The organism is Actinoplanes missouriensis 431 (genome assembly GCF_000284295.1).
In the GTDB taxonomy this organism is placed as follows: domain Bacteria; phylum Actinomycetota; class Actinomycetes; order Mycobacteriales; family Micromonosporaceae; genus Actinoplanes; species Actinoplanes missouriensis.
In genome coordinates this window covers 2,296,228-2,321,064 of sequence record NC_017093.1, presented here as the reverse complement: position 1 = coordinate 2,321,064, position 24,837 = coordinate 2,296,228, and the positions used below count along the sequence as shown (strand labels likewise).

General features: G+C 70.3%; 26 protein-coding genes. 14 read left to right on the top strand and 12 right to left on the bottom strand.

Annotated features, from left to right (window positions below; translation table 11 throughout):
• Positions 1-33 precede the first annotated feature (33 nt).
• The 5 genes from AMIS_RS11065 to AMIS_RS11045 all read left to right on the top strand — a co-directional run bounded on the left by AMIS_RS11065 (position 34) and on the right by AMIS_RS11045 (position 4,344).
• Entirely contained in the window at positions 34-1,326 is a 1,293-nt protein-coding gene (locus tag AMIS_RS11065; RefSeq protein ID WP_083888608.1) for a helix-turn-helix domain-containing protein, read from the top strand.
• Between the two features lie 102 nt (positions 1,327-1,428).
• Positions 1,429-2,229: an alpha/beta fold hydrolase gene (locus AMIS_RS11060; RefSeq protein WP_014442351.1), complete on the top strand. Its 801-nt coding sequence runs from the start codon at positions 1,429-1,431 to the stop codon at positions 2,227-2,229.
• Complete coding sequence (locus AMIS_RS11055) at positions 2,226-3,044, top strand: alpha/beta fold hydrolase (protein ID WP_014442350.1); 819 nt, start codon at positions 2,226-2,228, stop codon at positions 3,042-3,044. The genes AMIS_RS11060 and AMIS_RS11055 overlap by 4 nt, the downstream gene beginning before the upstream one ends.
• A 73-nt stretch (positions 3,045-3,117) precedes the next feature.
• Entirely contained in the window at positions 3,118-3,906 is a 789-nt protein-coding gene (locus tag AMIS_RS11050) for an alpha/beta hydrolase (RefSeq protein WP_014442349.1), read from the top strand.
• Between the two features lie 42 nt (positions 3,907-3,948).
• Positions 3,949-4,344, top strand: coding sequence for a hypothetical protein (locus tag AMIS_RS11045; RefSeq protein ID WP_014442348.1), 396 nt, complete (start codon positions 3,949-3,951; stop codon positions 4,342-4,344).
• 1 nt (position 4,345) lies between these two features.
• Here AMIS_RS11045 and AMIS_RS40405 read toward each other — a convergent pair whose 3' ends face one another.
• The 5 genes from AMIS_RS40405 to AMIS_RS42535 all read right to left on the bottom strand — a co-directional run bounded on the left by AMIS_RS40405 (position 4,346) and on the right by AMIS_RS42535 (position 8,862).
• Positions 4,346-6,055 (bottom strand): GH25 family lysozyme, encoded by a 1,710-nt coding sequence (locus tag AMIS_RS40405; RefSeq protein WP_083888797.1) that lies wholly within the window; start codon positions 6,053-6,055, stop codon positions 4,346-4,348.
• A gap of 68 nt (positions 6,056-6,123) precedes the next feature.
• Positions 6,124-7,554, bottom strand: a complete 1,431-nt coding sequence (locus AMIS_RS11035) for a hypothetical protein (protein ID WP_041829689.1) — start codon at positions 7,552-7,554, stop codon at positions 6,124-6,126.
• 33 nt (positions 7,555-7,587) lie between these two features.
• Positions 7,588-8,427: a DUF4232 domain-containing protein gene (locus AMIS_RS11030; protein ID WP_014442345.1), complete on the bottom strand. Its 840-nt coding sequence runs from the start codon at positions 8,425-8,427 to the stop codon at positions 7,588-7,590.
• A complete protein-coding gene (locus AMIS_RS42540; protein ID WP_014442344.1) occupies positions 8,424-8,714 on the bottom strand; it encodes a hypothetical protein in 291 nt (96 codons plus the stop codon). The genes AMIS_RS11030 and AMIS_RS42540 overlap by 4 nt, the downstream gene beginning before the upstream one ends.
• A 4-nt stretch (positions 8,715-8,718) precedes the next feature.
• Positions 8,719-8,862, bottom strand: coding sequence for a hypothetical protein (locus AMIS_RS42535; protein WP_014442343.1), 144 nt, complete (start codon positions 8,860-8,862; stop codon positions 8,719-8,721).
• Positions 8,863-9,235: 373 nt separating this feature from the next.
• Between AMIS_RS42535 and AMIS_RS43635 the strand changes: the two genes are divergently transcribed.
• The 3 genes from AMIS_RS43635 (at position 9,236) to AMIS_RS11010 (ending at position 12,245) form a co-directional block, all read left to right on the top strand.
• A complete protein-coding gene (locus AMIS_RS43635) occupies positions 9,236-10,099 on the top strand; it encodes a LuxR C-terminal-related transcriptional regulator (protein WP_231859273.1) in 864 nt (287 codons plus the stop codon).
• 68 nt (positions 10,100-10,167) lie between these two features.
• On the top strand, positions 10,168-11,625 hold the full coding sequence (locus AMIS_RS11015) for an MFS transporter (RefSeq protein WP_014442341.1): 1,458 nt from the start codon (positions 10,168-10,170) through the stop codon (positions 11,623-11,625).
• Positions 11,626-11,636: 11 nt separating this feature from the next.
• A complete protein-coding gene (locus tag AMIS_RS11010) occupies positions 11,637-12,245 on the top strand; it encodes a TetR/AcrR family transcriptional regulator (RefSeq protein ID WP_014442340.1) in 609 nt (202 codons plus the stop codon).
• Here the strand turns inward: AMIS_RS11010 and AMIS_RS11005 are convergent.
• Positions 12,221-13,099, bottom strand: coding sequence for a cation:proton antiporter domain-containing protein (locus tag AMIS_RS11005; RefSeq protein WP_051041907.1), 879 nt, complete (start codon positions 13,097-13,099; stop codon positions 12,221-12,223). The genes AMIS_RS11010 and AMIS_RS11005 overlap by 25 nt on opposite strands.
• A gap of 18 nt (positions 13,100-13,117) precedes the next feature.
• Positions 13,118-13,336 carry a hypothetical protein gene (locus AMIS_RS11000; RefSeq protein WP_051042444.1) on the bottom strand — a complete coding sequence of 73 codons (219 nt, stop codon included), beginning with the start codon at positions 13,334-13,336 and terminating at the stop codon, positions 13,118-13,120.
• A 228-nt stretch (positions 13,337-13,564) separates the two neighbouring features.
• Here AMIS_RS11000 and AMIS_RS10995 point away from each other — a divergent pair, with 228 nt between their 5' ends.
• Positions 13,565-13,987, top strand: a complete 423-nt coding sequence (locus AMIS_RS10995) for a CAP domain-containing protein (protein WP_014442337.1) — start codon at positions 13,565-13,567, stop codon at positions 13,985-13,987.
• A gap of 68 nt (positions 13,988-14,055) precedes the next feature.
• Here AMIS_RS10995 and AMIS_RS10990 read toward each other — a convergent pair whose 3' ends face one another.
• Positions 14,056-14,841: an aminotransferase class IV gene (locus AMIS_RS10990; protein ID WP_014442336.1), complete on the bottom strand. Its 786-nt coding sequence runs from the start codon at positions 14,839-14,841 to the stop codon at positions 14,056-14,058.
• A 37-nt stretch (positions 14,842-14,878) separates the two neighbouring features.
• Here AMIS_RS10990 and AMIS_RS10985 point away from each other — a divergent pair, with 37 nt between their 5' ends.
• Positions 14,879-16,678: a glycoside hydrolase family 15 protein gene (locus AMIS_RS10985; protein ID WP_014442335.1), complete on the top strand. Its 1,800-nt coding sequence runs from the start codon at positions 14,879-14,881 to the stop codon at positions 16,676-16,678.
• Between the two features lie 4 nt (positions 16,679-16,682).
• Here the strand turns inward: AMIS_RS10985 and AMIS_RS42530 are convergent, their stop codons facing one another.
• The 3 genes from AMIS_RS42530 to AMIS_RS10970 form a co-directional block, all read right to left on the bottom strand.
• Complete coding sequence (locus AMIS_RS42530; RefSeq protein ID WP_014442334.1) at positions 16,683-18,650, bottom strand: methyl-accepting chemotaxis protein; 1,968 nt, start codon at positions 18,648-18,650, stop codon at positions 16,683-16,685.
• Between the two features lie 81 nt (positions 18,651-18,731).
• A complete protein-coding gene (locus tag AMIS_RS10975) occupies positions 18,732-19,895 on the bottom strand; it encodes a hypothetical protein (RefSeq protein ID WP_014442333.1) in 1,164 nt (387 codons plus the stop codon).
• A gap of 2 nt (positions 19,896-19,897) precedes the next feature.
• Positions 19,898-20,425: an RNA polymerase sigma factor gene (locus AMIS_RS10970; RefSeq protein ID WP_014442332.1), complete on the bottom strand. Its 528-nt coding sequence runs from the start codon at positions 20,423-20,425 to the stop codon at positions 19,898-19,900.
• A gap of 87 nt (positions 20,426-20,512) precedes the next feature.
• Here AMIS_RS10970 and AMIS_RS10965 point away from each other — a divergent pair, with 87 nt between their 5' ends.
• Entirely contained in the window at positions 20,513-21,196 is a 684-nt protein-coding gene (locus AMIS_RS10965) for a carbon-nitrogen hydrolase family protein (protein WP_041830698.1), read from the top strand.
• Here AMIS_RS10965 and AMIS_RS10960 read toward each other — a convergent pair.
• On the bottom strand, positions 21,177-21,767 hold the full coding sequence (locus AMIS_RS10960; RefSeq protein ID WP_014442330.1) for a TetR/AcrR family transcriptional regulator: 591 nt from the start codon (positions 21,765-21,767) through the stop codon (positions 21,177-21,179). The two genes, AMIS_RS10965 and AMIS_RS10960, sit on opposite strands and share 20 nt — an antisense overlap.
• Before the next feature lie 106 nt (positions 21,768-21,873).
• Between AMIS_RS10960 and AMIS_RS10955 the strand changes: the two genes are divergently transcribed.
• The 3 genes from AMIS_RS10955 to AMIS_RS10945 all read left to right on the top strand — a co-directional run bounded on the left by AMIS_RS10955 (position 21,874) and on the right by AMIS_RS10945 (position 24,456).
• Positions 21,874-23,046, top strand: a complete 1,173-nt coding sequence (locus tag AMIS_RS10955; protein WP_014442329.1) for a macrolide family glycosyltransferase — start codon at positions 21,874-21,876, stop codon at positions 23,044-23,046.
• A gap of 82 nt (positions 23,047-23,128) precedes the next feature.
• Complete coding sequence (locus AMIS_RS10950; RefSeq protein ID WP_014442328.1) at positions 23,129-23,473, top strand: PadR family transcriptional regulator; 345 nt, start codon at positions 23,129-23,131, stop codon at positions 23,471-23,473.
• Complete coding sequence (locus tag AMIS_RS10945) at positions 23,470-24,456, top strand: permease prefix domain 1-containing protein (protein WP_014442327.1); 987 nt, start codon at positions 23,470-23,472, stop codon at positions 24,454-24,456. Before AMIS_RS10950 ends, AMIS_RS10945 begins: the two co-directional genes overlap by 4 nt.
• Positions 24,457-24,837: the final 381 nt, after the last annotated feature.

The following is a 24,837-nucleotide window of genomic DNA, read 5'->3' as shown; positions in this document are numbered from 1 at the left end:
CGAGCGTCGCACCGCTTTTCCTAGGTTTCAGGTATGCCTTTGGGGAAGCGGCTCCGTCAGGCTCGGCAGACCGCCGGGCTGACCATGGAACAGCTGTCGGAGTCGTCCGGCGTCAGCGTCCGGGCGATCAGCGACCTGGAACGGGGACACATCCGGGCGCCGCAGCCGCGGACGCTCACCGCGCTGTCGGTCGCTCTCGGCATGACCGCCGCCGAGCACGAGCGGCTCGCCGGCGATGCGCGCGCGCTGCGGATGCACACCGCCGGCGCCCGCCCGCGCCTGGGCGAGCCGCCCCGGGCGGTGACCGATTTCGTCGGCCGGGCGTCGGAACTCGACCTGGTCCGGCGGGTTGCCTCGGCCGTCGGACGGCCCGGCCCGGTGCCGATCGTGCTGGTGCACGGGGAGCCCGGCATCGGCAAGACCGCGCTGGCGGTCCGCTCCGCCGAGCTGCTGCGGGACGGCTTCCCGGACGGCTGTCTCCACCTGGACCTGCGCGGCGTCGACCCGGAGCCGCCGGACGCCGGCGAAGTGGCCGGTCTGCTGCTGCGGGCCCTCGCGGTGAACCCGCGCCGGATCGCCGCCGGCGTCGGCGAGCGGTGCAGCCAGCTGCGCGCGATCCTGCGGGACCGGCGCTGCCTGCTGGTGCTCGACAACGTCGCGGACGAGGCGCAGCTGCGCCCGCTGCTGCCCGGTGCCGGGCCCGGACTGGTCCTGGTGACCAGCCGCCGGATGCTGGGCGGCCTGGAGGGCGTGCTGCGGATCGCGCTCGCGCCGTTTGCGCCGGCCGAGTCCGCCGCGCTGCTGCGGGCCATCGCCGGGCAGGCCGCCGATCCGGCCGCGGCCGGCGACGTGGCCGCGCTGGCCCGGCTCTGCGGCCATCTCCCGCTGGCCCTGCGGATCGCCGGCACCCGGCTGGCGAACCGGCCGGCCTGGACCGTCGGCACCCTGGTGGCGCGGCTCGCCGACGCCGACCGGCGGCTCGCGAACCTGCACACCGGCGACACCGGGGTGGCGGCCGCGTTCGCGCTGTCGCACGCGCAGCTCTCCCGGGAGGGCCGGGCGCTGTTCCGGCGGCTCGCGCACGTCCCGGAGGCCGGCTTCACCGCGCCCCTCGCCGGGGTGCTGGCCGGATACGACCCGGACGACGCGTCGGACCGGCTCGACGAGCTGGTCGAGCTGGGGCTGCTCCAGCACGAGGGCGCCGACCGGTACCGATTCCACGACCTGATCAGGCTGTTCGCCCGGGAGCGGCTCGTGGTCGAGGAGCCGGCCGGGAGCCGGGCCGCGACCCGGGAACGGATGGTTCGCTGGCTCGCGGCGAGCTGACCGAAGTTCTGCAGGTCGTCTCGCATGGCCCCGGACACCCGGCGTTGATTGCATTTCCAGTGCGGCCACTCCGGCCGTACCAGGGAAAGGTTTTTGATCTTTATGTCTTCTCCCGTTTCCCGGCGAGCCGTCCTGGGCACCGCGGCGGTGGTCGCCGCCGGCGCCGCTGTCGCCACCTCCGGTTCACCCGCTGCCGCGCACGGCAAGGGACCGAAGCCGACGATCGTGCTGGTGCACGGCGCGTTCGCGGACGCCACCGGCTGGTCCGACGTGATCAAGCGACTGACCGCGGACGGATACACCGTCCTCGCCCCGGCGAACCCGCTGCGCAGCGTCACCGGCGACGCCGCGTACCTGGCGAGCTTCCTGTCCACGATCAGCGGGCCGATCGTGCTGGTGGGGCACTCCTACGGCGGTTTCGTGATCACCAACGCGGCGCTCGGCAACCCGAACGTGAAGGCGCTCGTCTACATCGCCGCGTTCGCGCCGGCCGTCGGCGACGACGTGGCCCACCTGACCGCGCGGTTCCCCGGCACCCTGCTGGACCCGGCGACCGCGATCGATTTCCGGCCGGTGGACGGCGGCTACGACGGTTACGTCAAGAAGGACGTGTTCCGGGCCATCTTCGCCGGTGACCTGCCGCGCTCCACCACCGATGTCATGTGGGCGACCCAGCGGCCCGGTCACTCCTCCACCCTGCAAACCGCGTCCGGCGAGCCGGCCTGGCAGACGATCCCGTCGTTCTACCTGGTCGCCCGCGAGGACAAGCTGATCCCGCCGGCCGTGCAGCGGTTCATGGCCCACCGGGCCGGCGCGCACACCGTCGAGGTGAAGGCCTCGCACGTCGCGATGATCTCCCAGCCCCGCGTCACCGCCGACTTGATCCGGAAGGCAGCCCGATGAGCTTCGTGACGACGTCCGACGGCACGCGGATCTTCTACAAGGACTGGGGCGCCGGCCGCCCGGTCGTGCTCAGCCACGGCTGGCCGCTCAACTCGGACAGCTGGGAGGCGCAGCAGCTGTTCCTCGCCGACAACGGGTACCGGGTCATCGCGCACGACCGCCGCGGGCACGGCAGGTCGACGCAGACGTGGCACGGCAACGAGATGGACACGTACGCCGATGATCTCGCCTCCCTGATCGACGCTCTCGATCTCAGCGAGGTGACGCTCGTCGGTTTCTCCACCGGTGGCGGGGAAATCACCCGGTACATCGGGCGGCACGGCACCGCCCGGGTCGCGCAGGCCGTGCTGGTCTCGGCCGTGCCGCCGCTGATGGTGCTCCGCGACGACAACCCGGGCGGCGTGCCGATCGAGGTCTTCGACGGCATCCGCGCCGGTTCGCTCGCCGACCGGTCGCAGCTCTACCGCGATCTCGCCGCCGGGCCGTTCTTCAACGGGGCCGCCTCGGAGGGGATTCAGCGGGCGTTCTGGCTTCAGTCGATGGCCGCCGGGCACCGCAACGCGTACGAGTCGATCGCCGCGTTCTCGGCCACCGACTTCCGCGACGACCTCGCGAAGTTCGACGTGCCCACGCTCGTGATCCACGGCGACGCCGACCAGATCGTGCCGTTCGAGGTCGGCGGCAAGGCGTCGGCGGCGCTGGTCAAGGACTCCCAGCTGATCGTCTACCCGGACGCGCCGCACGGCATCACCGACACCCACAAGGAGCAGCTCGGCAACGACCTGCTCACCTTCCTGAACGGATACGTGGCATGAGCGAGCTTGCGAGCGAATCAGTCAGCTCAGGAGAAAACTCAGGCCGACGCCGGAGCGCAGCGGAGGGGGCGGCATGAGCACGATCGTTCTGATCCACGGCCTCTGGGTGACCCCGCGCAGCTGGGAGCAGTGGATCCCGTACCTGGAGGCGAAGGGGCACACCGTCGTCGCGCCCGCCTACCCCGGCTTCGAGGTCGAGGTGGAGGCGCTGCGGGCGGATCCGTCGGTGATCGCGTCGCTGACCGTGCCGGAGACCGTCGCCCATCTGGAGAAGGTGATCACGGATCTGCCGGAGAAACCGATCCTGATCGGGCACTCCTTCGGCGGGACGCTCACCCAGCTGCTGCTCGACCGGGGACACGGCCGGGCCGGCGTGGTGATCGACTCGGCGCCGCCGGAGGGCATCCGGGTCACCCCGCCGTCGCAGCTCAAGTCACTCTTCCCGATCCTGGGCCACCCGGGCACCCGTCATGAGGCGGCCGGTTTCACCGCGGAGCAGTTCCACTACGCGTTCACCAACACGCTCCCGGAAAACCGGGCGTTCGCGGTCTACGAGCGGTACGCCATCCCCGCGCCCGGCAGCTGGGTCTGGTCCTACGGGCTGATCGCCAACTTCAAGCCGGGCAAGCAGGAGACCTGGGTCGACTTCCACAACGCGAACCGGGCGCCGCTGCTCTTCATCGGCGGCGGCCGGGACCACATCATGCCGCCTGCGGTGAACAAGTCGAACGCCCAGCACTACAAGGCGCCCGGAACGATCACCGAGTACCACGAGTTCCCCGACAGGTCGCACTGGACCTGCGGGGAACCGGGCTGGGAGGCGGTCGCCGACTACGCTCTCGACTGGGCGCAACGCCACTGATCGTTTTCCGGGACACCGCCATGGGTACGCTCCCAAACCGTGATGGCTCTCCTGCTCGACATCGCGAACATCCTGGGTGGCCTGCTCCTGGCGGTGCCGCTGGTCCGCGGCCTGCCGAAGATCGGCGAGCCGCTGGGCCGGTTCACTGACCGGATCGCGCCCTGGGCCTGGCTGGTCGGCGTCCTCGCCCTCGTCGCCGGCGGTTACTACCTGATCGTCCACCTGGTCTCCGGCCCGCAGCTGTTCCACTTCGAGGTGGTCGGCATCGCGGTCGGCGTGATCCTGCTCTGGGACCGCCTCACCGGCCGCCGGGCGCTGACCGCGGGCGGCGAGAACCCGGCCGGACCTGGGGTGCTGTCCGGCCGGGCTCTGGTGCTCGCCGTCTTCGGCGTGATCGCCGTCCTCGTCGGCCTGCAGGGGCTCTTCACCCCGAACTGAGTCAGCCCAGGACGGGGATGTCGTTGCCGCCGCCGTACTGGTGGCTGCCGACGAGCTGCTTACCGGTCTTCACGCTCTTCACGTGCCACTGACCGTTGCCCTTACGGAACACCGCGATGTCAGCCGCACCATCACCGTCGTAGTCAGCCGGCGCCGGAATGTCACTCGGGTCACCGCCATACGCGTGACTCGCCAGGATCTGCGTCCCCTTGGCATAACTCGCGATGTGCCACTGACCATTACCCTTGCGATACACACCGAAATCGCCGTACCCGTCACCGTCGAAATCACCGGTCACCGGGATGTCACTCGGGTCACCACCGTACGAATACTGCGCCAGCAACTGCTTCTTGTTCTTCGGGTCGTACACGTGCCACTGACCGGCACCCTTACGGTAAACACCGATCTCATCAACACCATCACCGTTGAGATCAGTCACCACCGGCTCGTCACTCGGGTCACCACCGTAAGCAAAACTCGCCAGGATCTGCGTGTTCTTCGCGTAACTCGCGATGTGCCACTGACCATTACCCTTGCGGTACACACCGAAATCGCCGTACCCGTCACCGTCGAAATCACCGGTCACCGGGATGTCACTCGGGTCACCACCGTACGAATACTGCGCCAGCAACTGCTTCTTGTTCTTCTGATCGAAGACATGCCACTGACCGACACCCTTACGATAAACACCGACCTCCGCGACACCATCACCATTCAAATCAGTCGACACCGGAACATCACTCGGATCACCACCATACGGATGACTCGCCAAAATCTGCGTCGTCGCCGTCAAACCCTTGACATTCCAGAACCCGTTCGTCGTCCGATACAACGCCAGATCCGCCTTACCATCACCATCAAAATCACCCCGCGTGTCCTCCCGCTCCGCGGCCTGGCCGGCGAGCGCGGCAAGCCCGCTGAGCGAGCCGTTGAACACGTCGCGGTCCACGTTGCCACTGACGCCGGAGACCGAGCCCTTGCTGGTGTACTGCCAGAACGTCCACTTGCTCCAGCCGGACGGCAGCGCGCCGGGCGCGTCGGAGTAGGCGGAGTGGAACAGCGGCAACGACCCGAACGCGGTGGTGTTGCCGGTGCACGGGTTCCACCAGTTCGGGTTCGTGTAGATCACCGGGTTGACGCCGGTCCGGGCCTTCACCTGATTCGTGAACGCGCGGATCCAGTTCACCATCTCGGCCGTGCTCAGCCCGTAACAGGGTGACGGAGCGCCGGAGCCCTCCCACGGCCACTCGATGTCCAGCATCGGCGGCAGCGTGCGCCCGTCCTTGGTGTACTTCGCGTTGTCGATGAAGAAGTTCGCCTCGGCGACGCCGGTGTTCCGGTCCGGGCGGGCGAAGTGGTAGGCGCCGGCGTACAGGCCCGCGCCCTTGGCGCCGGCGTTGTTCGCGGCGAACGAGGAGTCGACGAAGTGGGTGCCCTCGGTGGCCTTGGCGTAGGAGAACTTCTCGCCGGCCGCGCCGACCGAGGACCAGGCGATCGAGCCCTGGTGGTGGGAGATGTCGATGCCGCGGACGCTGTAGTCGCCCGGCGCGGCGGCGGCTGCCACGGCGTTCGTGGTGACGGCCTGGTCGTAGGGGACGCCGTACCCGGCGTGGGCCTGGCCGTCACCGGGGGTGTCGGCGGCAGCCGCCGGCGTGGCCGAGCCGGCGAGAAGGGCGAGGGCGAGAGCGGACGATATGACGAGAGGACGCATGACGGACTCCAGGAGGAAAAGTGGCGCCGCCACGGCGGGGGTCTGCCGCGGCGGCGCCGGAACGGGGGTCAGCCCAGGACGGGGATGTCGTTGCCGCCGCCGTACTGGTGGCTGCCGACGAGCTGCTTACCGGTCTTCACGCTCTTCACGTGCCACTGACCGTTGCCCTTACGGAACACCGCGATGTCAGCCGCACCGTCACCGTCGTAGTCAGCCGGCGCCGGAATGTCACTCGGGTCACCGCCATACGCGTGACTCGCCAGGATCTGCGTCCCCTTGGCATAACTCGCGATGTGCCACTGACCATTACCCTTGCGATACACACCGAAATCGCCGTACCCGTCACCGTCGAAATCACCGGTCACCGGGATGTCACTCGGGTCACCACCGTACGAATACTGCGCCAGCAACTGCTTCTTGTTCTTCGGGTCGTACACGTGCCACTGACCGGCACCCTTACGGTAAACACCGATCTCATCAACACCATCACCGTTGAGATCAGTCACCACCGGCTCGTCACTCGGGTCACCACCGTAAGCAAAACTCGCCAGGATCTGCGTGTTCTTCGCGTAACTCGCGATGTGCCACTGACCATTACCCTTGCGGTACACACCGAAATCGCCGTACCCGTCACCGTCGAAATCACCGGTCACCGGGATGTCACTCGGGTCACCACCGTACGAATACTGCGCCAGCAACTGCTTCTTGTTCTTCTGATCGAAGACATGCCACTGACCGACACCCTTACGATAAACACCGACCTCCGCGACACCATCACCATTCAAATCAGTCGACACCGGAACATCACTCGGATCACCACCATACGGATGACTCGCCAAAATCTGCGTCGTCGCCGTCAAACCCTTGACATTCCAGAACCCGTTCGTCGTCCGATACAACGCCAGATCCGCCTTACCATCACCATCAAAATCACCCCGCGTGTCCTCCCGCTCCGCGGCGCTGTCGACGATGTTCTTGTATCGGATGCCGCTGAAGTTCTCGGTCACGTACGACCAGCTCAGCCGGCTGTACTCGGTCTTGCGTCCGTAGTCGCGCTCGGCGTAGTTCCAGACACCGGCGGTCGGGTCGCCGGTGTTCTCCCACTTCGCGAACAGCTCGATGTGGCCGGACTTGAGGATGGCGTCGCCCGGCTTCAGCGCCGTCAGCGCGATGTTCGTCTTCAGGCTGGTGTCCGCGAAGTCACCGGTGTTGAAGTCCCACCCGTCCGACTTCTTCTTCAGGTGCCACGCCATGGAGACGAAGCCGGAGCAGTCCGGACGGTACGAGTGACCGTCCCCGTCCGAGATCGCGTCCGACTGATTCTGGCTGTACCAGGTGTCGCCGCGGTCGTACCAGTACTTGGCCCGGGCGAGCACCTCGGCACGGCTGATCGTGCCGCCGAGCTCGCTGGCCGCTGCCGCGGGCTGGGCGCCGGCGACGACCGTGCCCGCCGTCAGGGCGAAGGCCATCGATGCGACGAGTCCGAGTTTGGTGCGCATGGAACTCCTTGTCATAAGAGGGGTGTGCTCGCGTCAGGCGGTCGGCGCCGTGGCGCTGAAGGGCGTTGCGTTGATCTGGCCGAACTGACAGACCGGTCCGGCGGAGTACGGGATCTCGATGCCGACGTTGTCCGGCGGCGCGTAGACGGTGAGGATCGTGGCCGCGCGCTGGCAGTCACCGGTCGTGGGCTCGTCGGGACCGGCCACGGTGCTCCAGACGAGGGTCGACCAGGCGGCGGCGCCGGGTGTGAGGGTCAGCGGCTTCTTCGTGCCGAGGCGCTCGGTCCCGGTGGAGACCGGGTCGTCGGCGCCGTCGAGCAGCTGCAGGTCGGGGTGGCCGTTGAGGGCGCACGGCTGGCTGGACTTGTTGACGACGCTCAGGTACGCGGTGCGCTTGCCCTTGGCCGGCGCCGTGGTGCGCAGCTGCGCGGTGAGGGAGATGCCGGAGCACGGCGCGGTGGCCGGGTCGGCCCCCTCGGTGGCGGGCTTGGGCTTCGTCGTCGCGGCGGGCGTGGTGCTCGCCGGCGCGGCACCATCGGATTTATCGTTTTTGTCGGTCGCTGAGCCACCGGTGCCACCGGCCGTGCCGGGCGGGACCGCTGCGGCCTGACCAGCGCCGCCCGGAGCAACACCGGCCTGACCAGCGCCGGCTTGCGGGGCGCCGGCCTGACCAGCGCCGGCCTGAGCAACGCCGGCTTGACCAGCGCCGGCCGCGTCCGGGACCGGGGCGGCCCCGCCGACCGGGGCGCCGGCCTGGCCGGCCGGCGCGGCGACCGGCAGCGCCGCCTCGCCGAGGTCGTCCGGCGCTCCGCATCCGGCCAGGACACCGGCCGTCAGAATGATGGTCGCCACAGTGGCGCGCAGGTTCTTCACCGAGAGTTCTCCTCGAGGACCACTTCGGGCAGGGGGACATTGCGAATGGAGTAGTTGGCGAATCCCAGGCGTTCCAGCACGCCCCGGATGCAGCTGTTCGTTCGCGCGGTTTCCGCAGCCACGGTGAATATTCCGACAGCGATGAAGCCCGTTCGGATCCGCACCGAGACGTGTTCGATCTCCGACTCTGCGGCAAATGCCGCCCGAATCGAACTAATCATTTCTTCCGCATCGTTTCCGGTGATGGCCTCGCCTGCGGCGGCAATGCTCGCCAGCGTCAGCCGCATCGGTTCAGTCCCAGATGAGGCTCCCCTTGGAGTCCACGCTGACCGGGGATTTCTCGGCGGCGCTCGACGATCCGGCGTCGTTCTGCGAAGCAATTCCGACGGAGAAGAGAATCGCCGCGAGAGCAGAAATCAGAACACGAGCAGACATGGTGGACCCCCGTTTACAATGACTGGTGAGATTTCGAATGCCGTACCGTTGTGTCGTCCGGTGTGGCGTTCTGGAATCATTCTGCGAGCCACCGGGAGCGGGCGGAAGGGTCAGCGCCTGGCCGGAACCGTCCATGGACCGATCCGGCCACCGGCAGCCCCCGCCGGCGGATCCACCAAGGTCATTGCGGGATCGGATTCGGCTGTGGGAGCATCCTCGAACTACCTCATCTAGGTCGCTGCGGGGGCTCGATCTGATGCTGGCCACATTGGGCTTGACAGCGACATCGGAGTCGGTTTACCGGTGTCTCCTTCTAGAGACGGGCTGGGGAGTCGCCGATCTGGCCGGCCACCTCGGCATCACCGAAGCGGACGTGCGCGAGGCCCTGGACTGCCTGTTCGACCTCGCCCTTCTCCGTGAGTCGACGGACGATCCGGGCGGGATCCACGTGGTGGATCCGGATGTCGCCCTGGGGCAGGCGCTCGCCAAACAGCAGGCCGAGGTGGCCCGCCGCCAGCAGGAGGTCGCCGAGAACCAGGCGGCACTCGCCCGGCTGATCGACGACTTCAGCCAGAGCCGGCGGCAGAGCTCCACCAGCACGACCGAGCTGCTCGGCATCGAGGCCGTGCAGGACCGCCTGGAACGGCTGTCCCGCGAGACGGCGTTCGAGGTCCTGACGCTGATGCCCGGTGGCGCCCAGTCGCCCGCCGCGCTGGAGCGGGCCCGGCGCAACGACGGCCGCCTGCTCGAGCGGCAGGTGCGGATCCGGACCATCGGGCTGGACAGCATCCGCAACGACCCGGGCACGATGGCCCACGCCCGCTTCCTCACCGACAGCGGGGCCGAGTTCCGTACCTCGGCGGTCCTGCCTCCCCGGATGATCCTCGTCGACCGTCGCGCCGCGCTGGTGCCGATCGATGCGACGGACACCCGCAAGGGCGCGCTCCTCGTCAGCGGCTCCGGGCTGATCGCCGCCATGCTCGCCCTGTTCGAGCAGGTGTGGGACATCGCCACACCGCTGGGCGCCGCGCGCGACCCGGATCGCGAGGGCCTGAGCGCACAGGAGCGGGCGCTGCTGCAACTGCTCGCCCAGGGCCTCACCGACGAGGCCGCGGCCACCCGGCTCGGCGTCTCCCACCGGACCGCCCGGCGGATGATGGCCGACCTGATGGAACGCCTGGACGCCCGCAGCCGCTTCGAGGCGGGGTTGAAGGCCGCCCAGCGCGGCTGGCTGTAATCAGCATCGGTCAGTGATGGCCACCTCATCCACGGGATACTTAACCGACCAGTCGGTACAGTTTCGGCATGACACTGACCGCCGCGCCTACCTATTCGAAGGCTCGCCGCTGGTCCGCCCTGGGCGTGCTCTCCGCGGCGGTCCTGCTGCTCTCGATCGACGGGACGGTGCTCGCGCTCGCGGTGCCGTCCCTGACCGAGAGCCTCTCCCCCACCGCCGAGCAGATCATCTGGATCGGCGACATCTACTCGCTGGCCCTGGCCGGCCTGCTCGCGCTGATGGGCAACCTCGCCGACCGGATCGGCCGCAAACGCATCCTGCTCACCGGTTCGGTACTGTTCGGCCTGGTCTCGCTGCTCGCCGCGTTCGCGACGAGCGCGGAACAGCTGATCGCCGCCCGCCTGGTGCTCGGCGTCGCCGGCGCCACGCTGATGCCGTCCACGCTCTCGCTGATCCGCAACCTGTTCACCGACGCCTCCGAGCGCACCCGGGCGATCGCCGTCTGGTCGGCCGCGTTCGGCGCCGGCTCCGCGGCCGGCCCGATGATCGGCGGTTTCCTGCTGGAGCACTTCTGGTGGGGTTCGGTCTTCCTGATCAACGTGCCGGTCATGGTCGTGGTGGTCGTTTCCGGTCTCTGGCTGCTTCCCGAGTCCAAGGACCCCAGTCCCGGGCGGTTCGACTGGCCGTCCGCGCTGCTGTCGATGCTGACGATGGCGCCGATCGTCTACGCGATCACCCACATGTCCGTGTCCTCGCTGCCGGTCGCGGCCGTCGGCCTGCTCGCCGGCTGGCTCTTCGTGCGTCGCCAGCGCACCCTGGACAACCCGATGATCGACGTCGCCCTGTTCCGCAGCCCGGCGTTCTCCGGCGCGGTCGCGGCCAACGTCATCTCCATCTTCGCGCTGGTCGGCCTGCTCTTCTTCTTCTCGCAGTACCTCCAGTTCGCCCGCGGCTTCACCCCGCTGCAGGCCGGCCTCGCCGAACTGCCCGCGACGATCGCCTCGATCGTGGTGGTCGCGCTGGTCGGCGTCGCGATCACCCGCCTCGGCCGGGGCCGCGCGATCGCCGTCTCCCTCGCGGTCGCTGCCGCGGGTCTCGCTCTCGTCGCGCCTGCGGCGAGCTCCCCCTGGTACGGGTGGCTAGCGCTCTGCCTCGTGCCGGTGGGACTCGGGGTGGGCCTGTCGATGACCCTCGCCGGCGACGCGATCATCTCGGCCGCGCCGCCGCGGAAGGCGGGTTCCGTCTCCGCGGTCACCGAGACGGCGAACGAGCTCGGCGTGGTGCTCGGCATCGCGGTGCTGGGCTCGCTGCTCACCTCGGTCTACCGGTCCACGCTGGCGCTGCCCGCGTCGGCGCCGCCGGAGGCCTCCGACTCGCTCGGCACGGCCCTGCGGGTGCTCGATCCGTCGCTCGCCCAGGTCGCGAAGGACGCGTTCGTGACGGCGATGCAGACGACGTCGCTCGTCGCGGCCGGGTTCACCGCGGTCGCGGCCGTGGTGGCGTGGCGTCTGATCCCGTCCCGTTAGGCTCTGGCCTCATGGGTCGAACAGCGGGCCGGTCACCCGAGGACACCCGGCGGGTGATCCTCGAATCGGCGGGCGAGGTCATCCGTACCCGGGGGTTGAACGCCTCGCTCGACGACATCGCCCGGCACGCCGGCGTCTCCAAGGGCGGCCTGATCTACCACTTCGCCAGCAAGGACGAGTTGGTGCTCGCGCTCGCCCGCACCCTGCTGGCCCGCTTCCGCGACCACCTCGCGGCCCGCCTCGACCCGGCCGACGACGCGCCGGGCCGGTTCACCCGGGCCTACATCCGCGCGCTGCTCGCCCCGATCGAGGACGAGGTGGCGGCACGCCGGGAGATGGCCCTGACCAGCCAGCTCTCCACGGTTCCGGCCGTGGCGGAGCTGGTGGCGGCGGACACCGCCGAGCTCAACGCCGAGCTCGCCGCCGACGGGCTCCCGGCGGACGTGCTCACGCTCGTCACCGCCGCAGCCGACGGGGTGAGCGTCGCGCCGATGTGGGGCGGCCCGATCGCCACCCCCGAGCACCGTGAGCTGGAGAAACGCCTGATCCAGCTGACCCGGTGGCCGGAGCTGTGGCAGTCCGTCCCCTGGCCGGATCAGGCCACCTCCCGCCGCCCGTAACGGGTGGCCAGCGGGCCCGCGGTGAGGCCGTGCGCGACCACGCTGAGCAGGACGGCCAGCGCACCCGCGTAGGCGAGGAGCGCCAGCGCCAGCACGGCCGGCCCGGCGAAACTCTCCTGTGCCCAGCCGCGGCGTCCCGCCGTACGCAGAAGGATGCCGCCGCCGGCTCCCGCGGCCGCACCCACCGCCGTGCCGCCCACCAGCTGCACCAGCGCACCCAGCTCGCTGCCGCTGTGCCCCTCGGCGGCCGCCGCGCCGGCCAGCGCGAGCATCACCACCGGCGTGACGATGCCGTCGTTCAGGCCGCTCTCCACGTTCAGGACCCGCCGGATCCGCGCCGGCACCACCGGATTGGTGACCACCACCGCGCCGAGCGCCGCGTCAGTGGGCGCCAGCGCGGCCCCCACCAGCAACGCCAGCCACGGGTCCGGCAGACCGAGCAGCCACCACGCCGCGAACCCGCCCGCCGCCACCGTCAGCGGCAGTCCCACCCCGAGCAGCCGCCCGAACACGCCCGCGTCGTGGCGCAGCTCTCGCAGCCCCACCCGGGACGCGTCGGAGAAGAGCACCCACGCCAGCGTGGCCTCGGTGAGCGCGGTGACGGTGGCCGTCGCGGGCCGCAGTCCCGGCGCGGCAACCGTCCCGAGCACGACACCGACCGCCACGAAAACCATCGGCGCGGTCACCGAGAGCCGCTCCAGGCGCCCGGAGAACACACCCCACGCGAACACCGCGGCGGTGACCAGGACAAGCGCGCCGAAGACCACAGCCGATCCGACCACGTTCCCGACCCCGCCGAACCACCCCCGCAGGGTGACCACCGGCCGCCGAACGATCCCGGCCGTCCTCGTCACACCTTCAGAAGCTGCATCTCATGAAGCGCGATCGACGCGTCGCGAGTCACCAGCGGCCTCGAAGTCGGCGCTGATCTGGGCGTTCGTCTGCGGAGAGTCCCAGTCAACGGTCAGGTCGAGCTGGCCTGCCAGAGAGGCGACGGCGGTGCGGTTCATCCGGCGCACCGGGATGACGCGCGCTCCAGGGCCGCCGGCCCGGACGACTTCCTCACCGCGCTCCCGCCGCTCCGCCGACATGAGTTCACCATCGCAGTTGGCTCGCCGGATCGTCCAGCGGACCGCCGTGGTGGCGGCAACCGAGTGGTAACCGATGCGCACCGGCCCGGTGATCCGGCCCGCCCGCGCCGGGCCGAACAGAACAGCGCAACCGCGAAACACCTACGAAAGGGACCGCTCTTGCGCACCGTTCTTCGCCGCTTCGCCCTGGCCGTCGTCCTCGCCCCGGCCGCCATCGGCGCCGCCACGATGATCGCCGGACCCGCCGAAGCCGCACCGGCGAAGACGTCCGAGACCGCCCTGCAAACCGAAATCAACCGCCTCATCAACATCGAGCGCACCGACCACGGCTGCGACGCCCTCACCGTCGACGCGAAGCTCACCACCGCCGCCCGCGCCCACAGCGCCTGGATGGCCCGCACCGGCAGCTTCTCGCACACCGGCAAATCCGGCTCGAACTTCGTCGCCCGCACCAAGGCCGCCGGCTACACCAAACCCTCCGCCGAGAACATCGCCTACGGCTACCGCACCGCCGCCCAGGTCGTCAACGGCTGGATGCACTCCCCCGGCCACCGCACCAACATCCTCAACTGCACGTCCAAGACCGTCGGCGTCGGCGCCGTCTACAGCGACAACGGCACCCCCTACTACACCCAGGACTTCGGTTACTGAGGACCAACTGAATCGAACAGACCAGCGATGTCCCAGCCGCTCCCCCTGCGGCTGGGGCATCGCCGTTCTCACCCGGGCAACGCGTCCCAGACGACCGTGTCCCACGCGCGCCGCAGCAACCCCACCAGCTCGTCGGTGCCGGGGAAGACGGCGTCGTCGATCGACGCGATCGGCTGCCCCGGGCAGTGTGAGTTGGTGGCGGCCGCACCCCGCAGACCCGCCAGGTCACCGCGGGTCAGGTCGCGTTCCTCGGACCGGATCCCCAGGTCCCGCAGCGCGAGTCGCAGCACCTGCTGCGTGATCCCGTCGAGTTTCGGTCCGGCCGGCCACACCACCGTGTCCCCGTCGAGGAAGACCGCGTTCCATACCGAGCCCTCCAGGATCCGGCCGTCGCGGCTCGCGAAGACCACGTCGTCGAAGCCGTCCCGCTGCGCGGCCCGCAGGTGGTACGTCAACCCCATCGTCGCCATGTGCTTGACGTGCGGCAGCTCCCGCTCGTAGACCGTCGACCGGACGCGCAACGGTGGACGGGCGGCATCCGGCACCGGGTCGGAGATCGAGACCATCACGTGCGTACCGCCGAAATCCCGGTGCGGCAGAACCGCGACCCGCGCGGAAGCGTCGGGGCGCCCGGACATCGCGTGGCTGATCAGACCCGGCACCCGGGTCGCATCGAAGGGTGCCGACGGGAAAAGAGTGTCCGATCCGGACCGCAGCCGGCTCAGGTGGAACGCCAGTCCGGCGACGGCGCCGCCACGGACCTGCATCGAGGTGTAGTGGCCGTAGTTCCAGGTCGCTGCCCGGTGCACGACCTCCAGGTCGGCCGGGCCGCCGTCAGTCTCCACAATCGTCACCGTGTCATCCTGGCACCATGGGGTAAAGACACTGGTCATGGCACTACCCATCGAGGACTACGCGATCATCGCGGACACTCACACGTCCGCCCTGGTGGGACGCAACGGGTCGATCGACTGGCTGTGCGTGCCGCGGTTCGACTCGGGCGCCATCTTCGCGGCCCTGCTCGGCGAGCCGGAGAACGGGCACTGGACCATCGCGCCGGCCGGCGAGTGCGGGGTGACCCGGCGCTATCGCGACGACACGCTGGTGCTGGAGACCGAGTTCGAGACGGACGGCGGCGTGGTCCGGCTGATCGACTTCATGCCGCCGCGCACGGAGTCGCCGTCCGTGGTGCGGATCGTGGAGGGTGTGCGCGGCGAGGTCGCGATGAGCATGCTGCTGCGGCTGCGCTTCGATTACGGCCACGTGGTGCCGTGGGTCTATCGCGAGCGGGACCACCTGGTCGCGGTCGCCGGCCCGGACGCGGCCTGGCTGCACACCCCGGTGCCGACGCACGGTGAGAACCTGGCAACGAAAGCCGATTTCACGGTACGGGCCGGCGACCGCATCCCGTTCACCCTGACCTGGCGGCCGTCCCACCTGCCGATGCCGGAACCGGTCGACCCGGTCCACCAGCTCGGTGTCACCGAGGGGTACTGGCGTGGCTGGGTGTCGGCGTGCACCTACGAGGGCGAGTGGCGCGACGCCGTCGTACGCTCACTGCTGACGTTGAAAGCCCTCACCTACGCTCCCACCGGCGGCATCGTCGCCGCCGCGACCACCAGCCTTCCGGAGAAACTCGGCGGGGTGCGCAACTGGGACTACCGGTTCTGCTGGCTGCGCGATGCCACGATCACCCTGCAGTCGCTGCTCTACTCAGGATTCCAGAGCGAGGCGACGGCCTGGCGCAAATGGCTGCTCCGGGCGATCGCCGGCAACCCCGCAGAGCTTCAGATCATGTACGGGGTAGCCGGCGAGCGCCGCCTCGACGAGTACCAGGCGACCTGGCTGACCGGATACGACGGCAACCCGGTCCGGATCGGCAACGCGGCAGCCGAGCAGTTCCAGCTCGACGTCTACGGCGAGGTGATGGACGCCCTGCATCAGGGCCGCCGTGCCGGTCTGAAGGCCGACGACCCGGCCTGGGGCCTGCAGGTGAAGCTGATGGAGTTCGTCGAGGAGCACTGGCGTGATCCGGACGAGGGAATCTGGGAGGTCCGCGGCGGTCCCCGGCAGTTCGTGCACTCGAAACTGATGGCCTGGGTGGCGGCCGACCGCGCGGTCAAGGCGGTCGAGGAGTTCGATCTGGACGGTCCGGCCGACAGGTGGACGCGGCTGCGCGAGGAGATCCGCGCCGACATCCTGGAGAAGGGGTACGACACGCGGCGCAAGACGTTCACCCAGTTCTACGGGTCGGACGAGCTGGACGCCGCGCTGCTGATGGTGCCGCTGGTCGGGTTCCTGCCGGCCGACGACGAGCGGGTGGCCGGCACGGTCGCCGCCATCGAGGAGAACCTGCTGGTCGACGGTTTCGTACAGCGGTACACCCAGCATCCGGAGTCCGACGTGGACGGCCTGCCACCGGGCGAGGGCGCGTTCCTGGCCTGCACGTTCTGGCTGGCGGACAACTACGCGCTGATGGGCCGGCACGACGAGGCCCGGGAGACGTTCGCGCGGCTGCTGGCGCTGCGCAACGACGTGGGCCTGCTCTCCGAGGAGTACGACACCGAGGCGGGCCGGCTGGTCGGCAACTTCCCGCAGGCGTTCAGTCACGTGCCGCTGATCGACACCGCCCGCACGCTGACCAGCGCGACGGCGCCGACCGAGGCCCGGGTGAAAGAGGGCCTGCGCTGAGAGGTCAGTAGCGGAACGCCCCGACCAGGCCGGTCAGCTCGTCGGCCAGGCGGGACAGGTTGGCGGCGGCCTGCTGGGTGGTGCGCGCGCCCTCCGCCGTGGACGCCGCCACCGACGCCACCCCGTTGATGGTCTGCGCCACCTCACCGCTGCTGGCCGCCGCGTCGGTGACGGTCCGGCTCATCTCCGCGGTCGTCGCCGTCTGCTCCTCGACCGCCGAGGCGATGGTCGTCGTGTAGTCCCCGATCTGCGCGATCACCTCGGCGATCTCGCTGATCGCGGTGGCCGCCGACCCGCTGGAGGCCTGGATCGCGGTGATCCGCGCGGTGATCTGCTCGGTGGCCGACGCGGTCTGCTGTGCGAGCTCCTTCACCTCACCGGCCACCACCGCGAAGCCCTTGCCCAGCTCACCGGCGCGGGCCGCCTCGATCGTGGCGTTCAGCGCGAGCAGGTTCGTCTGCTCGGCGATGGACGTGATCAGCTGGACCACCTCACCGATCTCGGTGCTCGCCACGCCCAGCTCGGCGACCTGGCTGTTGGTGCGCTCGGCGATCGAGACGGCCTGCGCCGCGACCTGCGCGGCCTGGGTGGCGTTGCTGGAGATCTCGGCGATCGAGGCGCTCATCTCCTCGGCGCCCGCGGCGAGGGCCTGCACGCCGGAATTGACCTGATGGCTGGCGTCGCTGGCGGCGACCGCCTGGTGGGACGCGTTGGTGGCGCCGGTCTCCAGGCGGGCGCTGACGTCGGTGAGCTCCTGTGCCGCGGTGGAGAGCGTGCCGGTGGACCCGGCGATGCCCCGGATCGTGGTGGCGACCTTCTCCACGAATCTGTTGAACGCGTTCGCGAGCTGCCCGGCCTCGTCGTCGCGAGCCGCGGTGACCCGCTGGGTCAGGTCGCCGTCGCCGTCGGCGATCTCGGCCATCCGGTCCCGGAGGCGATCGATCGGCCGGACGATGTTGCGGGCCAGGACGGACGCGACGATCCCGGCGATCAGCACCGCCGCGCAGGCCAGCGCGATGCTGATCCACTTGGTGGTGTTGGCAGCGGACAGCACCGTCGCGGTCGGCACGGACACCACCAGCGACCAGGTGTCGCTGTCGCCGATGGCGAGCGGGGCGGCGATCCGCAGGGTCTCCTCGCCGTCGACCTCGGTGACGCTCCGGCTGGTGGCGCCGGCCTGGGTCGCGGCGGTGGCGAGCGCGGTCAGGTCGTCCGGCGCGGCCGCGCCGGCCTCGCCGCCGCCGCCTGCGACCAGCAGCCCACCGGTGCTGATCAGAGTCGCCTTCCCGGTGCCGAACGGGGTGATCCCGCCGACCAGCTCCTGGAGCGTGGCCAGCGACATGTCGATGCCGGCGACGCCCTGGACGGCGCCGTCCACCTCGACCGGCGCGGCGACCGAGGTGATCAGAGTCTGCACGCCGCCCACGTCGTAGAGGTACGGCTCGACCACCTTCTCCTTGCCGGTCTGCTTGGCGATCACGTAGTAGTCACCGGCGCCCGCCTGGGTGTACCCGGTCAGCGCGGTCACCTTGATCGTGGAGCCGTCGCGGTACCAGTACGGCACGAACCGCCCGGTCGCGTCGTGCCCGCTGGCCGTCGCGTTGCGGTACCGCCGGTCCCGCCCGTCGAACCCGTTCGCCTCGAACCCCACCCACGTGGCCAGATAGTCCTCGTGGCCTTCCAGGATCGCGCGCAGCTCGGCGTTGGCGAGCTGCCGGGTGGCGTCGTTCTCCGCCGCCGCGCTCATCGCCTGTGCCATGTCGCGGGCGGTGCCGAGCCCGGCGAGCAGCACCTCCTGGATCTGGGCGCCGCTCTCCAGCGCGACCTCGTCCGCGTAGGCGAACCCGGATTCCCGCGCCTCGCTCGCGTTGCGGCTGGTGATGTAGGTGACCACCACCAGCATCGACAGCACCAGCATCAGCACCATCGCGGCGATGACACGGACCTTGATGGTGATCTGCGAATAGCGCACCGACGAGCCCCCTCCGATGGTGCGAAACCCACTACACCAGCCTGATCGGCACGCGACGACTCCGGCTGAGGGACCAGGTCCTCATCGCGTCAGCGTGAACGGGATGAGCACGGTCGGACCGCCCCCGGTCCCGTAGGCGGCGCCCCGCAGCGTCCGCTCGTCGACCCAGCTCACCGCGATCGCCGGTTCCTGCTTGAGATCGGGGCTCACGTCCACGCCGGTGCTGTCGGAGAGCACGCCGTCCGCGGCGTTCATGACGGTGACCTGCAACGAGTCGCCGTCGCGGTAACTCACGGCGATCTCCGACGTGTCGGGGGACAGCCGCAGCCCGACGATCCGCGCACATGTCGCGTTCCCGGCCAGGTCGTGCCCGGTCAGCTCGGCGCCGGTCGCGACGTCGAAGACGAAGAGGACGCACGGGCTCTCCTGCCGGACGATCACGAGCCGGTTGCCGACCAGGTCGGCGGCCGCGATCCGGCCGTCGAAGAGACCGGTGACGCCCAGCTGCCCCGGCGTCACGCGCACCTGCTCCGCGCCGGTCGCCAAGTCGTGTTCCACCAGACCGGCGGGACGCCACAGGTACGCGTACCGCTCGGTGGCGCTGAGAAGCGCGACCGGCTCGCCCGGCTTGCGGACGTCCCGGCTCTGCAGCACCCGCCCGTCCGGGCCGGTCACCACCAGATTGATCTTGAGACCTTCGACGTCCGGTCCGTCCTCGCGCTGCACGCCGGGCAGGGTGTCGTCCGGCCCGAGGGCCACGATCCTGCCGTCGGCGAGCCCGACGAACCGATCCCACCCGTCGGCGTCGGCGACCTCGTGGGTGATCAGCCGCCAGGTGCCGTCCACGGTCATCTCACCGACCCGGGTGGCGCCGCTGAGCGTGGTGTCGGTGAGCGTGGTGTCGGTGTTGCTGGTCTCGAAGGTCTGGTAGGTGCCGTTCGCGCCGTCCAGCATCAGCCGCTGCGCACCGGCCGGGCCGGGCGCCACGGTCGGCGGCTGATCCGGTGAGGTGGTCGCGGCCGGCGGGCTCACCGTACGGTCCGGGCCGCGGTCCACCGTCACCCCGATCCCGGCGACCGCGAGCACGGCCACCGCCGCGGCGAACGTGCCGGCCGTCCGGCGGCGGCGCTGCCGGCGGGCGATGCGGGGCAGGTCGGCGAAGTCGCCACCGTAACCGGGCATGGCCCCGGCCGCCTCGCGGACCAGCGTGTCGACGTCCTGCGGGATGCGGTCCGTCCGGTCCATGGTCAGGCCTCCTCGGTCAGGTCGCGGCGCAGGTCGGCGAGCGCGCGGGACAGCCGGCTCTTCACGGTTCCCTCGGTGAGCCGCAGCGCCTCGGCGGTCTCGGCGGTGCTCAGGTCCAGCAGGATCCGGCAGGTCACCACGGCCCGCTGCGGGCGCGGCAGCCGGTCCAGCGCCTCGCGGGCCAGCACCGCGTTCTCCGCGACGCCGCCCTGCGCCGGCTCCGGCCGTTCCGACGGCGGCCGCTCCCGGCGCACCTTGCGCCACCATGAGGTGGCCCAGTTGAGGCCGACCCGGAAGACCCAGCCGGCCGGGTTCTCCAGGGCGCCCACCGTCGGCCAGCGGGTGTAGGCGCGGGCCATCGCCTCGGCGACCGCCTCGCCGGCCAGGTCGTCCCGCCGCAGGGTCACCGCGAGAGCGCGGTAGATGCGGTCCACATTGGCGCGGTAGAACGCCTCGAAGTCCTCCGCGGGCGGTCCGCCGTCCCGCGTGACCGTCACCCCGTCGATCGCTGCTCCCGTCGAAGCCGTCATGCTCGATACACGCGCGACCCGGCGGAACGGTTCCCGGGTATTTTCGCGGGTGTGGATGCATCCTTGCAGAACTCGACGAGCCCGGGCCTGACGATCGCGGCCGCCCAGCCGGCGACGGCGGCGTTCGACGTGGCAGGCAACGCGGTGGCGCACGCGGCGTCGATCCGGGCCGCGAACGCCCGGGTCGTGGTCTTCCCGGAGATGTCACTGACCGGGTACGAGCTGACCGCGCCCCTGATCGCCCCGGACGACCCGCGCCTGGCCCCGATCGTCGAGGCGTGCGCCGCGACCGGCACGCTCGCCCTGGTCGGCGCGCCCACCCCCGGCCCGTGGATCGGCGTGCTCGCGATCGACGGCTCGGGCGCGCGGATCGCCTACGGCAAGACCTATCTGCACGGCACCGAGGCGGACCGGTTCGCGCCGGGCGAGCCCGCCGTGGTCGAGGTCGACGGGTGGCGGCTCGGGGTCGCGGTCTGCCGGGACACCGGGATCCCGGAGCACGCGGCGCGGACCGCGAAGCTGGGCATCGACGGGTACGTGGCGGGCGTGGTCCACCAGGACCACGAGGCACACGTGCACGGTGAGCGGGCCCGGCGGGTCGCGGCGGAGCACGGGGTGTGGGTGGTGACCGCCGCTTTCGCGGGAGCCACGGGCGGGGGCTTCGACCGTACGTCGGGAAGGTCGGGAATTTGGGACGCTCGGGGGGAACTCGTCGCCGCGGCGGGACCCGACCCGGACGACGTCGCGGTCTTCACTTTCGATCGGGTCTGATCGCGGCGACGGCGAGCTCCACGATGCCGTCGGCGTAATCGTCGGTGAGCGGGCCGGTGCGCAGCAGCCAGCGGTGGTAGAGCGGGCCGAAGAGCAGCTCCACCGCCTGATCGAGGTCGACGCCGTCGCGGACCTGACCGGCGTCCCGGCCGGCGCGTAACCGATCCTTGACCGCGTCCAGCTGCGGGCGCAGCAGCTGGTCGCGGACCTGGACGCCGAGGCTCTCGTCGCCGAGCGTCTCGATGGTGATCGCCCGGGTGGTGGCGGAGAGTTTCGGGTCGGCGAACTCGGCGACCGTCGCCCGCATGACCGTGCGCAGGTCGGCCGCCAGATCGCCGGTGTCCGGCAGGGCGACCGCCTCGGCCGCCGCCATCGCGTCGACCAGCGCTTCCAGGATGATCGCGCCCTTCTTCCGCCACCAGCGGTAGATGGTCTGCTTGCCGACGCCCGCGCGGGCCGCGATGGCCTCGATCGTGAGGTCGGCGTAGCCGGTTTCGCCCAGCAGGTCGAGGGCGGCGGTGAGGATGGCCCGGCGGGAGCGCTCGTTGCGGCGGGCGGGGTCTGCGGTCATGGGTGGCATCGTACAGCAGAACGAGACGCAACGTCTCGTCTTGCTTTCGTTGTTACGAGACGATACGGTTCGTCTCGCCAGTTCGAGCGCCACTGAGGAGAACGCCTTGCCGCACATCGCCGTCGTCAGCATCCCGGCACACGGTCACGTCAACCCGAGCCTGGAGATCGTCCGCACCCTGGTCGAGCGGGGTCACCGGGTCACGTACGCCAACGCCCCCTCGTTCGCCGAGGTCATCGAGTCCACCGGGGCCACCCTGAAGCCCTACGAATCCACCCTGCCCACCACCGAGGAGTCCTGGAGCGGCGATCCGATCGAGCAGCTCACGATCTTCCTGGACGACGCGATCGCGATGCTCCCGCAACTGCGCGCCGCGTACGACGACGACCGCCCCGACCTGTTCCTCTACGACATCGCCGGCGCGCCGGCCCGGCTGCTCGCCGAGGAGTGGGGCATCCCGGCGATCCAGCTCTCCCCCACGTTCGTCGCCTGGGACGGCTACGAGGCGGAGATGGCGCCGGTCGTCGAGACGATGCGGGCCGACCCGCGGGGCGCCGCCTACTACCGGCGGTTCACCGAGTGGCTCACCGCGAACGGCTCGGCGGTGACCGACAGCATGGCGTGGCAGGGCCGGCCGGCGCGCGGCCTCGCCCTCATCCCGCGTGCCCTGCAGCCGAACGCCGACCGGGTGGACCCGACGGTCTACGACTTCGTCGGCCCGATCTTCGGCGACCGCGCGCACCAGGGCGGCTGGACCCGTCCCGCCGCCGCGCTCGGCAAGAAGGTCCTGCTCGTCTCGCTGGGCTCCGCGTTCACCGAGCACCCGGAGTTCTACCGGCGCTGCGTCACGGCCTTCGGCGACCTGCCCGGCTGGCACACCGTGCTGCAGATCGGCAAGCACGTCGACCCGGCGGTTCTCGGCGCGGTGCCGGAGAGCATCGAGGTGCACCCGTGGGTGCCACAGCTGGCGATCCTGGAGCAGGCGGACGTCTTCCTCACCCACGCCGGGATGGGCGGCAGCAGCGAGGGACTCTGGGCCGGGACCCCGATGATCGCCGCGCCGCAGGCCGCCGACCAGTTCGCGAACGCCGAACAGCTCGCCGCCATCGGCGTCGCCACCGTCATCGACTCGGCCACGGTCACCGCCGGCGAACTGCGAGCCGCCCTGCTTGCCCTGGTCAGCGGTCCGGCGCCGGCGCGGAGTGCGGAGATCAAGGCCGAGGTACGGGCCAACGGTGGCGCCATCCGGGCAGCAACCCTGATCGAGGCGGCGATCTGACCGTTTCGCGAGGTTCACCAGATGAGCTGAGCCAATGTAGTGCGGCTTGCCATAGTGTGTGGCACACACTATCGTTTCAGCCATGACAATGGATGCGACGCTCTCCACTCACCTGCAGGAGTTGCGCCGCGGCACGGTCGTCGTCGCGAGCCTCACCGTCCTCCGGGAGCCGGGATACGGGTACTCGCTGCTCGAAACACTGAGCGCGGCCGGTTTCGAGGTGGAGGCGAACACGCTCTACCCCCTGCTGCGGCGCCTGGAGTCCCAGGGCCTGCTGACCAGTTCGTGGAACACCGACGAAGCCCGCCCGCGCAAGTTCTACCGCACCACCGAGCAGGGCGACGCCATCGCGTCCGCGCTGCGCGACGAGTGGGCGCGGCTCGACAAGGCAGTGACCGATCTCGAAACCCCCGGGAGCCACCAGTGACCACGCTCATCGACCGTTACGTCTTCACCGTCCTGCGCCGCGTCCCGGAGCAGCAGCGCACCGACATCGACCGTGAACTGCGCACATCCATCGAGGACGCGGTCGAGGCCCGGGTGGCCGGTGGTTCGCTGCCGGAGGCGGCGGTCGAGCAGACGCTGCTCGAGCTCGGCGATCCCGACCGGCTCGCCGATGGGTACGCGGACCGCCGGCAGTACCTGATCGGACCGGAGTTCTTCGACGTGTGGCGCAGGCTGCTCACCGTGCTGCTGGCGACGGTGCTGCCGATCGTCGTCGCGGTCACCACCACGATCAAGCTCCTGGAGGACGCGTCGATCGGCACAGCGATCGGCACAGCGGTCACCACCGTGATCACCGTCGGCGCGCACATGGCCTTCTGGGTCACCCTGGTCTTCGCGATCATGGAGCGCACCGGCCTGGGCCGCTCCGAGCTGCCGCGCCGCGAATGGAACCTCGGCGACCTCCCGAAGTACGAGCCGCGGGCCACCACGATCAGCGAACTCGCGGCCGGCATCGCGTGGCCGGTCCTGCTGATCGTCGCCCTGGTCCTGCAGCAGTTCACATTCACCGAGGTGCCCGTCCTCAACCCGGACAACTGGAGCTTCTGGTGGCCGTACCTGATCGTGGTCTTGATCCTCGAGGCGCTGTACGCGGTGTGGCTGTTCCGCAAGGAGACCTGGAACCACCTGGTCACGCTGGTGAACGCGCTGCTCGCGGTCCTGTTCACGGCACCGGTGGTGTGGCTGCTGAGCACCGACCGCTTCTTCAACCCGGAGTGGCTGTCCACATTGGATATGGGCTCGGTGTCGGACCCGGGGTCGTGGCTGACCGGCATCGCGATCGCGATCGCGGTGATCGGCTCGGTGTACGACGTGATCGACGTGGCGATCCGGGCGCAGCGCAGCCGCCGGGGCGTCCCGACGCGGGTCCCGGGCACCGGGGCTGAGTACACCAATCCGATCTGATTCTGATCGCGTCGGAGCGCCCGTCCCCTGGTGGGGGCGGGCGCTGCGGCGTGTCCGTCGTCCGCGCGTGCCGCCCTGACAGCGGCCCACGGTGAGCCCTGGCCGCCGCGGTGGCTCATCGTGAGCCCGCACCACTGTGCGGGCTCACGGTGAGCTCCCATCGCCGCGCCCCACCGTGAGCCCGCACCACCGCCCCGGCCCACCGTGAGCCCGCACCACCGTGCCGCCCCACCGTGAGCCCGCACCACCGCACCGCCCCACCGTGAGCCCTGCCACCGCGCCGACAGTGTGGACCGGCCGGTCCGGCCGGTCCACAGTGCTGTACGAGACACCGCTGACAGCACTGGTAACCAGCTCATCTCGCCCGGCTGGTTCACAGTG